This window comes from Agromyces sp. NPDC058136 (assembly GCF_042884375.1).
GTDB lineage: Bacteria > Actinomycetota > Actinomycetes > Actinomycetales > Microbacteriaceae > Agromyces.
In genome coordinates this window covers 798,734-813,278 of the sequence record NZ_JBHVUA010000001.1, presented here as the reverse complement: position 1 = coordinate 813,278, position 14,545 = coordinate 798,734, and the positions used below count along the sequence as shown (strand labels likewise).

Here is a 14,545-nt window from a genome sequence, read left to right as displayed (position 1 = left end):
GGGCTATTCGGTGGTCGAGGAGCGCCCGACGGAGTCGGACGCGGGCTATTCGGTGGTCGAGGAGCGCCCGACGGAGTCGGACGCGTCTCGAGACCCGGTGCGGTGGTCTCGAGACGCGTGCTCCTCTATCGCTCGCTCCTCGACCGGCGGTGCTCCTCGACCGGCGGCGGGTGCTACTCGACCGGGGCGGTGTGCTCGGCGACGTGGGTGAGATAGGCGGCGGCGTTGCGCCGGATGCCGTCGCGCTCGGCCTCCGAGAGCTCGCGGCGCACCTTCGCCGGCACGCCGGCGACGAGCGAGCCCGGCGGAACCACGGTGCCCTCGAGCACGACGGCGCCCGCCGCGACGAGCGACCCCGCGCCGATGACGGCGCCGTTCAGCACGGTCGCGCTCATGCCGATGAGGCAGTCGTCCTCGACGGTGCAGCCGTGCAGCACGGCACCGTGCCCGACCGACACGCGCGCGCCGATCGTGAGCGGGAACCCGCCGTCGACGTGGCAGACGACCGTGTCCTGCAGGTTCGAGTCGGCGCCGAGCACGATCGGCGCCGCTTCAGCGCGCAGCACGGCGTTGTACCAGACGCTCGAACCCGCCTCGAGGCGGACGTCGCCGACGATGACGGCGCCCGGCGCGACGAACGCCGAGTCGGCGACGACGGGAGCGGCGATGCCGGCGAGCGTGATGATGCGGGCGGAGGGGTCAGCGGCCATGCCGTCAGCCTAGCGTCGGGTGCGCCGACGGCTTCTGCTGCGCCGGATGCCCCGGGCCGTGAGCCGCACGAGCGCGCCGACCGCGAACACCGCGACCCCCACGGCGATCGACACGGGCGGGAGGGTGGCGACGAGCACGATGCATCCGATGGCACCGATCGCCGACAGTGCGCGCGGGACGCGCCGATGCTCGGCCGGCTGCGTGATGGCCGCGAGGTTCGCGACGAGGTAGTAGCAGAGCACGCCGAACGAGCTGAACCCGATGGCCTCGCGGAGGTCGACGGCGAGCACGAGCACGACGATCGCGGCGCCCGTCACGAGCTCGGCGACGAGCGGCGTGGAACGCTTCGGATGCACGGTCGCGAGCTTCGCCGGGAGTTCGCCGTCGCGCGCCATGGCGAGTTCGGTGCGGGCGATGCCGGCGATGAGCACGAGCAGCGAGCCGAGTGCGGCCACGCCGGCGGCGATTCGCACGATCGGTTCGGCCCAGGTCCATCCGGCCGCTGCGACGACGTCGACGAGCGGTGCCGATGACCCGGCGAGGTGCTCGGGGCCGAGGGCGGCGAGTGCGGCCGATCCGACGGCGAAGTAGACGGCGATGACGACGAGGAAGGCGATGCCGATCGCGCGGGGGATCGTGCGGGCGGGGTCGCGGACCTCTTCGCCGAGCGTCGCGATGCGGGCGTAGCCGGCGAACGCGAAGAACAGCAGGGCAGCCGACTGCAGGATTCCGTAGACGGTGCCGGGCGCCCCGGGTTCGGACGATGCGACGAGCTGGCCCTGGTGGTCGGTGCCGCCGACGAGCCCTGCTGCGGCGACCACGACCAGCACCGCGAGCACCACGACGACGATCGCGCCGCCGACGCGTGCGGTCCTGGTGACGCCGAGGAGGTTGACGCCGACGAGCACCGCGACGACGGCGACCGCGGCGGGGCGCTGCCACTCGTTCGGGACGAGGTAGGCCACCGCGGTCAGCGCCATGGCGGCGCAGCTCGCGGTCTTGCCGATGATGAAGCCCCACCCTGCGAGGAATCCGGGCCAGGCGCCGAGCCGTTCGCGACCGTAGCGGTAGGCGCCGCCGGACTCGGGGTATTGCACGGCGAGTTGGGCTGTGGAGGCGGCGTTGGCGAGGGCGACGACGGCGGCGATCAGGAGGCCGAGCATGAGCCACGCGCCGGCCGCTTGTGCTGCGGGCGCCCAGACGGCGAAGACGCCGGCGCCGATCATGGCGGCGAGCCCGATGGCGACGGCATCGCCGAGGCCGAGTCGGCGGGCGAGTGAGGGCTGCGTCACGGGCGCACTCTACGCCACCCGTGTGTCGCGCGGGTGCGGTCGTAGGATCGGGGGATGAGCTCGCCGTCGCCCTCGTCCGTTCCGTCGCATCCTGCTGTCGAACGCGTCACCGCCGCGCTCGCCGGTCACGGGCTCGAGCCCGAGATCGTGTGGTTCGACGACGCGGTGACGACGGCGCCGCTCGCGGCCGCGGCCCTCGGCGTGGAGGTCGGCCAGATCGCGAACTCGCTCGTGTTCACGCTCGACGGGGCGCCGTTGCTCGTGCTCACCTCCGGAGCCCACCGTGTCGACACCGAGTGGCTCGGTACCGAGCTCGGCGGAACCATCGGGCGCGCGTCGAAGGAGGTCGTGAAGGAGGCCACGGGCCAGGTCATCGGCGGGGTCGCCCCGCTCGGCCACCCGATGCCGGTTCGAACGATCGTCGACACCGAGCTCGCCGGTTACCCGGTCGTCTGGGCCGCGGCGGGCCACGCGAAAACCGTCTTCCCGACCACCTTCGACGAACTCGTCCGCATCACCGGCGGAACCCCGCGCCCCGTCGAACCCGCCGCCTGAGTCGGTCCGTCCGGGTTTCCGCATCCCGCGCCCGCCGACGATGTCCGGTGTCGCCTGCCTCCGTGCTTCTGCTTCGCGCTCCTGACCGATCGGCCCTCTCGAGCACTACGTCAGTGATACGCCCCTGGCATCGCCCGGGGCGGTGTCCGGTGCAGGGACTACGTCACTGATACGCCGCCGGTATCGCCCGGGGCGGTGTCCGGTGCAGGGACTACGTCACTGATACGCGTCTGGTATCGCGTGGGGTGGGTGACCCGCCGGGACTACGTCACTGATACCGGGGGCGTATCAGTGACGTACTGGTTGGGAGAAGGGCCGGACCCGGGCGATGCCAGGGGCGTATCAGTGACGTAATACTCGGCGGGCCACGGGATCGCCGCAGGTGCGGTGTCGAGTTCTCCACCACAAGTGCCGCTGGTGGCAGGCCCGGTGGCTGATCACGCTCGTACCGAGACGGAGCCGAGCGGGTGCGGCGATGCTTGAGCCTCGGCAGCGGCGCAGAGGCGCAGAGGAGGAAGGGTCGATGGCGATGGACGGGAAGCCGGAGGCGACCGAGCGTCGAGAGCTCGATGTGCCACGACTCGTCATGCGGGTACGTCGGCTCGGCGACCTGAGTCAGCGTGATCTGGCCGGACTCGTCGGCATCAGCCAGCCGCAGATCGCACGCATCGAACGGTCACTGCGGGAACTCGATGTCCGCACACTCGAGCGCGTGCTCGATCTCGCAGGGCTGCGCCTTGCCGTCATCGATGGCGACGGCAACGAAGTCTCTCCCGTCTCCGACAACGTCATCCTCGATCACGCCGGCCGTCGAATGCCCGCCCACCTCGATGTGCGCGTGCCCACCGACCGGCCGCGCCGTCTCCTCACCGATACGCGCTACGACCGCCCCGAACCGAACAGTTGGTACCACCATCGTGACCAGCGCGACCTACGACGTCGTGAACTCGGGCTCACGGCGCACACCGACCAGCCGACGCGAGCCGACGCCGAGCGGGAGTACCGACGTCGACTCGAACGTCGCCCACACCAGGCGACGCCGGGGCGCTCGGCTCGCGTGGAGCTCGAGGAGTGCGGTTGCCCGGCGGCCTGCTGGGGAACGAAAGGGTGCGACGACGCGTGCACCTGCCGGTGCGGCGGGTGAACCCGCTCAGACGTCGCGTCGGGCCCCCTGGGAGGCGCGCACGGTGAAGATCACGGGCTCGCGGTAGCCGTGTTCGGCGAACGCAGCGGTGACCTCGCGCGTCACGACGGGCACGAGCGCGTCGATCATCAGGGCGATGGCCGAGCCGCCGAAACCGCCGCCCGTCATGCGGGCGCCGATCGCCCCGTTCGCCTGCGCGGTCGCGACAGCCAGGTCGAGTTCGGGCACGGAGATCTCGAAATCATCGCGCATGGAGACGTGCGAGGCATCCAGCAGGGGGCCGATCGCCCCCGGACCCTGCTCGCGCAGCGTGCGCACCGTGTCGAGCACCCGCTGGTCCTCGGTCACGACGTGCCGCACCCGGCGGAACGTCTCCTCGTCGAGCAGCTCGGCCGCACGCTCGAGGTCGCCCTCGTTCACGTCGCGCAGCGACTCCACGCCGAGTGCCCGAGCGCCCGCCTCGCACGAGGCGCGGCGCGCCGCGTACCCGCCCGTGGCGTGGGCGTGCGACACGCGGGTGTCGACGACGAGCAGGCTCAGCCCCTCCGCCGCGAAGCCCAGCGGGATCACCTCGGCGTCGAGGCTGCGGCAGTCGAGGAACACGGCCGCGTCGGCCTCGCCGAGGAGCGACGCCGACTGGTCCATGATGCCCGTGGGTGCCCCGACCACCCGGTTCTCGGCGAGCCGGCCGACCTTCGCGAGCGTCGGCCGGTCGAGGCCGAGCTCCCAGTGTTCGTCGAGCGCCAGGGCGACCGCGCCCTCGATCGCTGCCGACGACGAGAGGCCGGCACCCACCGGCACATCCGAAGCGAGGTACAGGTCGACGCCGCGAACGGCCGACAGGTCGGCGCCGAACTCGCCGAGCGCCCACACCACCCCGAGCGGGTACGCCGCCCAACCGTCGACCGCGTCGGGCGTGAGGTCGTCGAGATCGATCTCCACGACCTCGGGCGCGAAGCTCGTCGCGACCCGCACCACCCGGTCATCGCGGGCGCCGAGCGCGACCGCCGTGCGCTGCTCGATCGCGAAGGGGAACACGAAGCCGTCGTTGTAGTCGGTGTGCTCGCCGATGAGGTTCACGCGGCCCGGCGAGGACCACACGCCCTGGGGCCGCAGCCCGAACTGTTCCGCGAACCCGTGCTGCGCCTCCGTCACCGGGTCGACCCGGCCCGTCGTCTCGCTCATTCCGACACCTTCCCGATCGCGGCGCGCAGCGCCTCCGCCTGCGTCTCGGGGGGAACATCCCCGATCCACGCTCCCATCGCGGCCTCCGAGCCGGCGAGGTACTTCAGTTTGTCGGCACCGCGCCGCGGGCTCGTGAGCTGCAGCATGAGCCGAACCTCGTCGCGACGCGTGTGCACGGGCGCCTGATGCCAGGCCGCGATGTACGGCGTCGGCGTGTCGTAGAGCGCGTCGACGCCGCGCAGCAGTCGCCGGTAGAGCACCGCGAGCTCGTCGCGCTCGGCGAGCGTCGTCTCCGCGAGGTCGGGCACGTGCCGGTGGGGGAGCAGGTGCACCTCGATCGGCCAGCGCGCCGCGAAGGGCACGAACGCGCTCCAGTGCTCGCCCTCGAGCACGAGACGCGGGCCGCCGCGCTCGCGTTCGAGCAGATCGGCGAACAGCGTCGGGCCGTACGCGTCGAGTGAGGCGAGCAGGCGCTCGGTGCGCGGCGTCACGTACGGGTACGAGTAGATCTGCCCGTGCGGATGCCCCAGGGTGACGCCGATCTCGCGCCCGCGGTTCTCGAACGGGAACACCTGCTGCACGCCCGGCAGCGCCGAGAGGGCCGCGGTGCGCTGCGCCCACGCCTCGATCACGGTGCGCGCCCGCGACACGGTCTGCGTGCCGAACGAGCCCTCGTGCTCGGGGCTGAAGCAGACGACCTCGCAGCGGCCGAACGACGGGAGCCGGCGCTCGAGGCCGACGCGGCGGGTCTCGTCGAGCGCAGCTGCGGCTCCGCCGGCTTTGGCGAACCCGGCGGGTGCGAGCTCGGGCCCGAAAGACGGGGAGCGGTTCTCGAACACGGCCACGTCGTAGCGGCTCGGGATCTCGGACGGGTTGCCCGGCGACTGCGGCGACAGCGGGTCGAGCTCGGCGGGCGGCAGCACGACGCGGTGCTGGCGGGCGGCGGCGATCGACACCCACTCGCCGGTCAGCGGATCCTGCCGCATCTCGGCCGTCGCGGGTCTCGGCGCGAGCTCGCGCTCGTCGACGGCGCGCTCGGCGGGCAGCTGCGTGTCGGCATCGTCGAAGTAGATGAGGGCACGGCCGTCGGCGAGGGTCGTCGGGCGCACCGCGATCCGCGGGTCGACGACGGTCTCGGATGCTTCGGTGCGGGCCTCGCTCGTCTCGTTCACGCCGCACACGATACGCGACTTTCGTTTCGCAAACAAACCACTTTCGTATTGCAAAGTACGCTCGCGCGCCGGATGATCGAAGCATGGACGCCGACCCGCATCGCGACGAACCCGACGCGCAACTCGACGCACCCCGCCGGCGCGCCCTCGCCCTCGCCCTCGTCGCCGAACGCGGATTCGTGCGCGTCGCCGAACTCAGCCGAGCCTTCGGCGTCACGACCGTCACCGCCCGCGCCGACCTCGACGCCCTCGAACGCCAGGGCGGCATCCGTCGCGTCCACGGCGGCGCGGTCCCGGTCGGCTCGCCGCTGGGGGAGGGCCGGCCCGAACGCGAACCGAGCTTCGAGGAGGCGCTCGAGGCATCCGTCGAACCGAAACGCCGCATCGGCGAGCATGTGGCCGGTCTCGTGCACAGCGGGCAGAGCGTCATCCTCGACGTCGGCACGACCACGCTGCAGGTCGCGCGCGCACTGCGGCGGCGCCGCGACCTCGAGGAGCTCGTGATCTTCACGAACGGGCTCTCGATCGCCCTCGAGCTCGAGCCCGAGATCCCGCGCTTCCAGGTGATCGTGACCGGCGGCAGTCTGCGGCCCCGACAGCACTCGCTCGTCGACCCGCTCGCGGGCTCCATGCTCCAGCACATCCACGCCGACCTCGCGGTGATCGGATGCAACGGGGTCGACCCCGTGCACGGCGTCACGAACGCGAACCTCCCCGAGGCGCAGGTGAAGGCCCTCATGCTGCAACGCGCGACGCGCACCCTCGTCGTCGCCGACGGTTCGAAGCTCGGCGAGGTGCACCTCGGCCGGGTCGGCCCGGTCGACGCGTTCGACTCGCTCATCACGGATGCCTCCGCGCCCGGCGCCATCATCGCCGAACTCGAGCAGGCGGGCCTCGCCGTCGTGACCGCATCCGCGTCGGGCGCAGAGCCTAGAGTTGAGGCATGACGCAACCCACGGGCGAGCAGTTCGAGCTCGAGACCACGACGTCGAGCGGCCAGATCCGCGCCACCGTCACCGCGGTCGCCGCAGCGCTCCGCACGCTCAGCATCAACGGCATCGACCTCGTTCCGCCGTACGGCGAAGACCAGTCGCCGCCCATGGGCGCCGGCATCGTGCTCGCGCCGTGGCCGAACCGCATCCGCGACGGCCGGTGGAGCCACGACGGCGTCGACCACCAGCTCGCGATCACCGAGCCGGCGCACGGCAACGCGATCCACGGGCTGCTCCGCTACACCGAGTACCAGCCGATCGAGCGGGAGCGCGACTCGGTGACCCTCGGGGCGCGCATCTACCCGCAGCTCGGCTACCCGTACCTGCTCGGCACCGCCGTGCACTACGAACTCGTCGCCGACGGGCTGCGCGTCACGCACTTCATCGAGAACCTCGGCGGCGAGGCCGCACCGGTCGCGATCGGCACCCACCCGTATCTCAAGATCGGCGGGGTGCCGACCTCCGAGCTCACGCTGCGCCTCGACGCGGCGAGCCACATCGAGGTCGACGAGCGGCTGCTGCCGACCGGCGAGGTGCCGGTCGACGGCACCCCCTGGGACTTCCGGCAGGGACGCCGCGTCGGCGACGTCTCACTCGACGACGCCTTCGGCGAGCTCGCGAGCGACGACGACGGGCGGGTGCTGCACTCGCTCACCGCCCCCGACGGGCGCAGTGTCTCGGTCTGGGCCGACGACGAGTTCGGCTACGTGCAGGTCTACACGTCGCGCAAGTTCCCGGGTGAAGACGGCGAGGTCGCGATCGCGATCGAACCGATGACGGCGCCGGCCGAGGCGTTCAACTCGGGCCGCGGGCTGCGCTGGCTCGACCCGGGTGAGGAGTGGCAGCTCAGCTGGGGCATCCGCTTCGAGGGCTTCAGCGCCGACTGACGCCCCGCCGGCCGAACGTGCCCGCCGGGCGAGGAGCGCGCGACGAAGTCGCACGCGTCCATTTCGCCGGTCGAGGAGCGCGCGACGAAGTCGCACGCGTCCATTTCGGCGGTCGAGGAGCGCGCGACGAAGTCGCACGCGTCTCGAGACCCGTCACCCCGCGCACGCCCCAGAATCGACGGCGTCGCTGAGGGCGGATGCCTCCGCCGCGAGCGGCGCGAGCGTGGCGACCGGAATGGCGAAGCCGACCGTCGCGATCGACTCCGACCGTGCGAAGACGACCCCGGCGACCTCGCCGTCGGCGTCGAGCACCGGTCCGCCCGAGTTGCCGTGGTCGACGTCGGCCGAGAGCGTCATCACCTCGCGGGTCGAGGTGCGTCCGCCCTCCTGGAGCGTGAGGGGGCCGCTCGCGGCCACCCGCCCGGGGCGGAGCTCGAACGGCCCGCCGAAGGGGTACCCGGCGACGGCGACCTCGTCGCCGAGGGCGGGTTCGTCGAGCGCGAGCGCTGCGGCGTCGAGCCCGTCGACGGCGATCACGGCGAGGTCGTTCGCGGCGTCGTAGGCGACGACGCGGCCCGGCAGGGCCGGCAGGCCCGGCGCTTCGACGATCGGCTCGTCGACCCCGGCGACGACGTGCGCATTGGTGACGATGCGGTCGTCGGCGACGACGAAGCCGCTGCCGGACAGGCTCGCACCGCACTCGTACGCGGTGCCCGTGATGCGCACCACCGAACGCGTCGCCGCCGCGAGGGCGGGGCTGTCGATCGTGCCGCTCGGCGGCGGCTCGGTGGGCAGCGGGGTGTCGAGCACCTCGACGAGCCACGGGAGCGCTTCGCCGAGCGCCGCGGTGCGGAGCTCGGCCATCACCGACTTCGCGGGGGCGGGCGTCACCTGGTCGAGCGCTCGCAGCACGCTCGACCCGGCGACCGCCGGGGACAGCACCGGAACGCCGAGCGCCGAGACGCCCGAGGCGACGAGCGCGACGACGAACGCCGTGACGAGCAGGTTGCCGATCGCACCGAGCACCCGGTCGAGCACGCCGAGCTTCACCGCACGCGCGCCGCTGCGGAGCGCCCGGCCGACGACGGCGCCGAGCCAGGCGCCCGCCGAGAGCAGCGCGAGCGCCGTCGCGAGCGCGACCGGGGCGCGCCACTCGGGGGCGGGAACGAGCCCCGCGACCCAGGGCATCACGAAGTACGCGGCGACGCCGCCGGCGACGAGCCCGACGAGCCCGGCCGCGGTGCGCAGGAGCCCCGCGCGCGAGCCGTTGACGATCGCCCCGATGAACACGAGCACGAGGAGGACGTCGAGCAGCAGGCTCCAGGTCATCGCACCTCCTCAGGGTGATCGGCAGGCGTCGGGGCCCGAACCTCAACCCTGAGACATCCACCTCGGAGACTGCTGCGAAACCGCCGCCGTTCGTGGATGACGCACAAACGCGCGCGATGCGTCGGGCGCCGTCGCGTAGGGTCGGAACGCCCGTGAGCACTCCCGGGCGGCCCCGACGAAGAGGAGAGACACGGATGCGCGTCGGCATGTTCCTGAACTACGCGGGCGGCTTCCGCGAAGCCGCCGACGAGGTCGCCGAACTCGAGCAGGCGGGGGTCGACCTCATCGCCGTGCCCGAGGCCTACTCGTTCGACGCGGTCAGCCAGCTCGGGTTCCTCGCGGCGCGCACCGAACGGATGACGCTCATGAGCGGCATCCTGCAGCTCTACACGCGCACCCCCACGCTCACCGCGATGACCGCTGCCGGCCTCGACTACGTCTCGGGCGGCCGCTTCGAACTCGGCATCGGCGCCTCGGGGCCGCAGGTCATCGAGGGATTCCACGGGGTGCGCTACGACGCCCCGCTCGGCCGCACCCGCGAGATCATCGACATCTGCCGCACGACCTGGCGGCGTGAGCCCGTCGTGCACGAGGGCCGCAACTACACGATCCCGCTGCCCGCGGGCGAGGGCACCGGGCTCGGCAAGCCGCTGAAGCTCATCAATCACCCGGTGCGCGAGCGCATCCCGGTCACGGTCGCCTCGCTCGGCCAGAAGTCGGTCGAGCAGACCGCCGAGATCGCCGACGGCTGGCTGCCCATGTTCTACCACCCCGAGCGCGCCGGCGAGGTGTGGGGTGCCGCGCTCGCCGCGGGCACCGCGAAGCGCGACGCCGATCTCGCCCCCCTCGACGTGTTCGCGAGCCCCGCCCTCGCGATCACCGACGACCCCGACCTCATCGCGGCGGCGATCGCCGCCGTGAAGCCGCAGCTCGGCCTCTACATCGGCGGCATGGGCGCCCGCGGCAAGAACTTCTACAACGACCTCATCGCGAGCTACGGCTTCGCGGCGGAGGCGGCGAACATCCAGGACCTCTACCTCGAGGGCCGCAAGGCCGAGGCGATCGCCGCGGTGCCCGACGAGCTCGTGCACGCCATCTCCCTCATCGGTTCGGTGGGCCACGTCGCCGAGCGCGTCGCCGCGTTCGTGTCCTCCGGGGTCACGACCCTCGCGGTCACCCCCCTCGGCCGGACCTCGGCCGAGCGCGTGGCGCTCATGGCCGGACTCCGGGCGATGGTCGGCTGAGCGGGCGCGGCGATGCGGCATCCCTCGCCGGGTGCCGAATCGATGGATGCCGCGCCCGCAACCTCCCGAAAGGGGACATCCCGCCTCTGGCGCTGAAGCGGACTCGCGGTTAGCGTTGGAGCAGCACACGAGGCTGTGTGCCAGGGGAAACCAAGGGGAGGGGCCGCCATGGCGGGATCGTTCGAGCTCTACACGGATGCGAGCGGGGAATACCGGTTCCGTCTGAAGGCCGCCAACGGGCAGGTGATCGCCGCCTCGCAGGGCTACACGACGAAAGCGGCCGCGAAGAACGGGATCGACTCGGTGCGCACGAACGCCCCCGACGCCGATCTCGTCGACCAGACCGAGTAGCCCGAGCGCCCGCCGGGCGGTGCCCGGGTGCGTGTTCGCGCGTTCAGCCGAACTCGGCGCCCGCCGAGACCGCCCGGTCCTCGTCGCGCCGCGCTGCCGCGTAGGCCCAGACCGCGAGGGCGAGCATCGGCCCCCAGAACCAGAGCGGGAGCACGAGGTCGAAGACGACGATCTCGATGAGCGAGCCGGCGTCGAGCGACATCATGAAGATCGGCACGGCCGAGATCGAGATGATCGTGGCGGCGGCGAGGCCCGGCACCACCGCGAGTCGAGCCGGCACCGGCCGGCCGCCGATGCGGGGCATCCACCGCGGGAAGACGCGCCCCCACGGCAGGATGAGCCCGAGCGTGAGCACGCTCGCCGCGACGGCTCCCGAGCCCAGCATGAGCCCGGTCGCGAGCACGGCCGGCGGCAGCTCGTCCACCGGCGGGGCGAACAGCGGCCACGGGGTGAGCCAGCTCGCCCGCACGAACGCGTACGGGAGCGGTCCAAGCGCGGCGAGGACGGTGACGAGGCGACGGTGGCGCACGAGCCATCCCTCGAAGCGGCGCACCTCACGGGTCGTGCGACCGGCGATGACCGCCACCGCGGTCCACGCGAGCACGGCGGTGACCGAGACGGCCGAGACGAGGATCAGCATCGCGTTGTCGACGAGCTTCGAGCCGAACTCCGCGAGGAAGGTCGTGACGCCCGCCCAGCTCAACCCGGCCCACCAGACCGCGACGCCGACGAGGCCGGCGAGCAGCACCAGCAGCGGCACGCCGAGGCGCGGTGCGCGCACGACGAGCACAGCGGTCGTGAGCACGCCCGCGATGACGGCGGAGAACCCGAACAGGTAGCCCGCGAAGGTCACCGTTCCCGCATCGCCCAGCACGACGGCAGCCGCGACGCCGAGCAGGGCCGCGGCGCCCGCGAGGAGCGGCGCACGCCGGCCGACGGCGGCCGGCGACAGGCCGGCGAGCGCCACGACGGCGCCGACCGCACCGATCGCGACCACCGTCGCGGCGAACTGCGCCGGATCGAGCACGGCGCTCGCGAGGCTTCGCGAGCTCGGGCTCGCGTACGGGTTCCAGCCGGGCACGAGCCACCAGACGAAGCCGAACACCGTGAGCGCACCGGAGGTCACGAGCGCGAGCACCGCGAACGGGCGGAGGATCCGGGCGGTTGCGGCCGGGGCGGAATCGGGACGGGTGGCGGGGACCGCGCCCGTGGCGGCCGGGGTGGTGGGTGGCATCGTGCACTCCTCTGCGTCGGCCGGGGTGCCGCGACGACGGTTCCCCGGCGATTCCCGCGGTGATCGTCGGGAACCGCCGACAGCGTCTCGTCCGGCGGCGGTCGGCCGCCTCACCCGATCGGGTGAGATGCCGAGCTGCGACCCACCGGTAGCGTGGGGCCGGTGACCGACACCACGATCGTGCGACGAGGGCCCGCCCTCGCCGACTGGGCGTGGGCCGCCGTCGGCGCGGCGGCGCTGCTGCCGATCACCGTCGCCGAGGTGCTCCGGGAGGCGGGCCCGGCCGGCGCCGGTGGTCCCGCCGGCCTCGTGTGGGCGTGCACGGTGCTCGTGCTCTTCGTGCTGCTGCACGTGTTCGTCGCGCTGCGGCGGCGATGGCCTCGCGCGGCGATCGCCGTGGCATCCGCGATCATGCTGGCGCTCGCCGTCGCGAGCCTGCCCGGGATGCCGGGGCTCGCGGTGCTGCAGGCCAGCTCGCTCGTCTACCTCGCGTTCGTCTACGCGGCCGCGGCGAGCGACTCCAAGGTCGCCGGCATCGCCGGGCTCGCGATCGGTCTCGCCGGCGCCGGGATCATCACGGGGCTCGTGCTCGTCTCGGGGCGCCCGAGCGACGAGGCGATCGTCACGAGCCCGGGTGCCGCGTTCGCGCTCGCCGGATCGCTCGCCGGCGGGATCGGGGCGGCCTGGGCGCTCGGGCGCTACCGCCGCGAGACGCTGCGCAAACGTGCGGCGCAGGAACTCGCGGTCGCGCAGGCCGCCGAACTCCGGCTGCAGGGCGAGCTGCGCGCGGTCGCCGACGAGCGACGCAGGATCGCCCGCGAGCTGCACGACGTCATCGCCCATTCGCTCGCGGTGATGGTCGCCCAGGGCGAGGCCTCTCGGTTGCTCGTGGGGCGCGACGACGATCGGGCCCGCGTCGCGATCGAGCACGTCGTCGCGACCGGGCGGGCGGCGATGGGCGACATGCGCGGTCTGCTCGGGGCGCTCGCGGAGTCGTCCTCCGGCGACGATTCGGCGCAACGCGAACCGAGTCCTGGTCTCGACGGTCTCACCCGGCTCGTCGAGCACTCGAGGTCGCCCGGGCGCGCGGTCCACTCGCGCGTCGTCGGCGTGCCCGCCGAGGTGCGACCCGGCGTCGGGCTCGCGGCGTACCGGGTGGTGCAGGAGTCGCTGACGAACACGATCAGGCATGCTCCGCCGCCGACGAGCTCCTTGGTGCGGATCGAGTGGGGCCGGGAGCTCACGGTCACCGTCGAGGACGACGGGCGCGAGGAGCGCGAGGAGGGGCTGTCGCCGTCGGCGTCGCCCGCGCCAGGGGTCGTCGCGGGTCGCGGGCTTCGCGGACTGCGCGACCGCGTCGAGCAGCTCGGCGGCGGGTTCGAGGCCGGTCCCCGAGCGGATGCCGCGGGGTGGCGGGTCGTCGCGAGGTTCCCCCTCGGCGACGGTGACGGCGACGGTGACGGCGACGCCTCGGGGGAGGCGCTCCGATGACGGGCGGCACGCGCATCCGCGTCGCGCTCGCCGACGACCAGGAGCTCATGCGTTCGGCGCTCGAGATCATGCTCGAGGCGCCGTCCGACCTCGAACTCGTCGCCCAGGCCGCCGACGGCGTCGAACTGCTCGAACGGCTGCGCGCCCACCGTGCCGACGTCGTCGTGATGGACGTGCGGATGCCGCGGATGGACGGCATCGAGGCGACGAGGCGCGTTCGGGCGGAGCATCCGGCCGCTCGCGTGCTCGTGCTGACCACCTTCGACCTCGACGAGGTCGTCTTCGCCGCGATCCGGGCGGGTGCCAGCGGGTTCCTCACGAAGGATGCCTCGGCCGAGGAACTGGCGGCCGCGATCCGCGCCGTCCACGCGGGAGACGCGACGCTCGCCGCGCGGGCGACCGCGAGCCTCATCGACTTCGTCGCGAAGGCGCCGGCGGCGGTCGACGCGGAGGCGCTGCTCGCGCCGCTCACTGCGCGGGAACGCGACGTGATGGCCGAACTGGTTGTCGGCGCCTCGAACGACGAGATCGCCGAACGGCTCTTCCTCACGGCGAACACCGTGAAGACGCACGTGAAGGCGATCCTCGCGAAGCTCGGACTGCCCGACCGGGTGCACGTCGTCATCTGGGCGTACGAGCACGGGCTCGTCGCGCGGTGAGCGTACGACGCCGATGAACCGCACCATGCCTGATGGTGCCCCCAGAGAGGCTCGAACTCTCGACCCACGGATTAACCTGCTGCACTGAGTCTCCCCAGCCACCGCTCGCGCGGCTTGCAGTCTGGACTATCTCACCACCTTCGGCCGAGCCGGTCAGGTGCGCCGCGTATAGTCTCTGAGGTTCCCTCTCGGTTACCTGCTGATTGCCCAATCCCTCGGATTGTCACTGCCTTTCGGCGAGTACCTCGGGCTCTCAGGGTGTTCCAGCATACAGCGGCGTTCATTCGGCGCATTTCGGC

Annotated in this window: 14 protein-coding genes; 8 read left to right on the top strand and 6 right to left on the bottom strand. The window is 72.7% G+C overall.

Going from position 1 to position 14,545, the window contains the following annotated elements:
* Positions 1 to 173: 173 nt before the first annotated feature.
* Both ACFVTX_RS03845 and ACFVTX_RS03840 read right to left on the bottom strand, forming a co-directional pair.
* Positions 174 to 710, bottom strand: coding sequence for a gamma carbonic anhydrase family protein (locus ACFVTX_RS03845; RefSeq protein WP_386898182.1), 537 nt, complete (start codon positions 708 to 710; stop codon positions 174 to 176).
* Between the two features lie 9 nt (positions 711 to 719).
* Entirely contained in the window at positions 720 to 2,003 is a 1,284-nt protein-coding gene (locus tag ACFVTX_RS03840; protein ID WP_386898180.1) for an APC family permease, read from the bottom strand.
* A gap of 54 nt (positions 2,004 to 2,057) precedes the next feature.
* On the opposite strand from ACFVTX_RS03840, the gene ACFVTX_RS03835 reads away from it, so the two are divergent.
* Positions 2,058 to 2,558, top strand: coding sequence for a YbaK/EbsC family protein (locus ACFVTX_RS03835; RefSeq protein ID WP_386898178.1), 501 nt, complete (start codon positions 2,058 to 2,060; stop codon positions 2,556 to 2,558).
* 523 nt (positions 2,559 to 3,081) lie between these two features.
* Positions 3,082 to 3,702, top strand: a complete 621-nt coding sequence (locus tag ACFVTX_RS03830; protein WP_386898176.1) for a helix-turn-helix domain-containing protein — start codon at positions 3,082 to 3,084, stop codon at positions 3,700 to 3,702.
* A gap of 6 nt (positions 3,703 to 3,708) precedes the next feature.
* On the opposite strand, the gene galK is transcribed toward ACFVTX_RS03830, so the two are convergent.
* Positions 3,709 to 4,887, bottom strand: a complete 1,179-nt coding sequence (galK, locus tag ACFVTX_RS03825; RefSeq protein ID WP_386898174.1) for a galactokinase — start codon at positions 4,885 to 4,887, stop codon at positions 3,709 to 3,711.
* A complete protein-coding gene (gene galT / locus ACFVTX_RS03820) occupies positions 4,884 to 6,059 on the bottom strand; it encodes a galactose-1-phosphate uridylyltransferase (protein ID WP_386898172.1) in 1,176 nt (391 codons plus the stop codon). The genes galK and galT overlap by 4 nt, the downstream gene beginning before the upstream one ends.
* Before the next feature lie 83 nt (positions 6,060 to 6,142).
* Between galT and ACFVTX_RS03815 the strand changes: the two genes are divergently transcribed.
* Together ACFVTX_RS03815 and ACFVTX_RS03810 are read left to right on the top strand one after the other, a co-directional pair.
* Positions 6,143 to 7,006, top strand: a complete 864-nt coding sequence (locus ACFVTX_RS03815) for a DeoR/GlpR family DNA-binding transcription regulator (protein WP_386898170.1) — start codon at positions 6,143 to 6,145, stop codon at positions 7,004 to 7,006.
* The gene (locus ACFVTX_RS03810; RefSeq protein WP_386898168.1) at positions 7,003 to 7,938 is read left to right on the top strand and encodes an aldose 1-epimerase family protein; all 936 of its coding nucleotides are present in this window, start codon (positions 7,003 to 7,005) and stop codon (positions 7,936 to 7,938) included. The genes ACFVTX_RS03815 and ACFVTX_RS03810 overlap by 4 nt, the downstream gene beginning before the upstream one ends.
* 153 nt (positions 7,939 to 8,091) lie before the next feature.
* Here the strand turns inward: ACFVTX_RS03810 and ACFVTX_RS03805 are convergent, their stop codons facing one another.
* A complete protein-coding gene (locus ACFVTX_RS03805; protein ID WP_386898167.1) occupies positions 8,092 to 9,267 on the bottom strand; it encodes a MarP family serine protease in 1,176 nt (391 codons plus the stop codon).
* A 194-nt stretch (positions 9,268 to 9,461) separates the two neighbouring features.
* On the opposite strand from ACFVTX_RS03805, the gene ACFVTX_RS03800 reads away from it, so the two are divergent.
* Entirely contained in the window at positions 9,462 to 10,511 is a 1,050-nt protein-coding gene (locus ACFVTX_RS03800; protein ID WP_386898164.1) for an LLM class F420-dependent oxidoreductase, read from the top strand.
* A gap of 168 nt (positions 10,512 to 10,679) precedes the next feature.
* On the top strand, positions 10,680 to 10,862 hold the full coding sequence (locus ACFVTX_RS03795) for a YegP family protein (protein ID WP_386898162.1): 183 nt from the start codon (positions 10,680 to 10,682) through the stop codon (positions 10,860 to 10,862).
* A 43-nt stretch (positions 10,863 to 10,905) separates the two neighbouring features.
* Here the strand turns inward: ACFVTX_RS03795 and ACFVTX_RS03790 are convergent, their stop codons facing one another.
* Positions 10,906 to 12,096, bottom strand: a complete 1,191-nt coding sequence (locus ACFVTX_RS03790; RefSeq protein WP_386898160.1) for a hypothetical protein — start codon at positions 12,094 to 12,096, stop codon at positions 10,906 to 10,908.
* Between the two features lie 162 nt (positions 12,097 to 12,258).
* On the opposite strand from ACFVTX_RS03790, the gene ACFVTX_RS03785 reads away from it, so the two are divergent.
* Positions 12,259 to 13,587, top strand: coding sequence for a sensor histidine kinase (locus ACFVTX_RS03785; RefSeq protein ID WP_386898158.1), 1,329 nt, complete (start codon positions 12,259 to 12,261; stop codon positions 13,585 to 13,587).
* The gene (locus tag ACFVTX_RS03780; RefSeq protein ID WP_386898156.1) at positions 13,584 to 14,246 is read left to right on the top strand and encodes a response regulator; all 663 of its coding nucleotides are present in this window, start codon (positions 13,584 to 13,586) and stop codon (positions 14,244 to 14,246) included. The genes ACFVTX_RS03785 and ACFVTX_RS03780 overlap by 4 nt, the downstream gene beginning before the upstream one ends.
* Positions 14,247 to 14,545 lie beyond the last annotated feature (299 nt).

Coding starts and splice junctions, on each gene's coding strand:
- ACFVTX_RS03845 (WP_386898182.1), bottom strand. CDS start 710: ATGGCCGCTGACCCCTCCGCCCGCATCATCACGCTCGCCGGCATCGCC.
- ACFVTX_RS03835 (WP_386898178.1), top strand. CDS start 2,058: ATGAGCTCGCCGTCGCCCTCGTCCGTTCCGTCGCATCCTGCTGTCGAA.
- ACFVTX_RS03830 (WP_386898176.1), top strand. CDS start 3,082: ATGGCGATGGACGGGAAGCCGGAGGCGACCGAGCGTCGAGAGCTCGAT.
- galK (WP_386898174.1), bottom strand. CDS start 4,887: ATGAGCGAGACGACGGGCCGGGTCGACCCGGTGACGGAGGCGCAGCAC.
- ACFVTX_RS03815 (WP_386898170.1), top strand. CDS start 6,143: ATGGACGCCGACCCGCATCGCGACGAACCCGACGCGCAACTCGACGCA.
- ACFVTX_RS03810 (WP_386898168.1), top strand. CDS start 7,003: ATGACGCAACCCACGGGCGAGCAGTTCGAGCTCGAGACCACGACGTCG.
- ACFVTX_RS03805 (WP_386898167.1), bottom strand. CDS start 9,267: ATGACCTGGAGCCTGCTGCTCGACGTCCTCCTCGTGCTCGTGTTCATC.
- ACFVTX_RS03800 (WP_386898164.1), top strand. CDS start 9,462: ATGCGCGTCGGCATGTTCCTGAACTACGCGGGCGGCTTCCGCGAAGCC.
- ACFVTX_RS03795 (WP_386898162.1), top strand. CDS start 10,680: ATGGCGGGATCGTTCGAGCTCTACACGGATGCGAGCGGGGAATACCGG.
- ACFVTX_RS03790 (WP_386898160.1), bottom strand. CDS start 12,096: ATGCCACCCACCACCCCGGCCGCCACGGGCGCGGTCCCCGCCACCCGT.
- ACFVTX_RS03780 (WP_386898156.1), top strand. CDS start 13,584: ATGACGGGCGGCACGCGCATCCGCGTCGCGCTCGCCGACGACCAGGAG.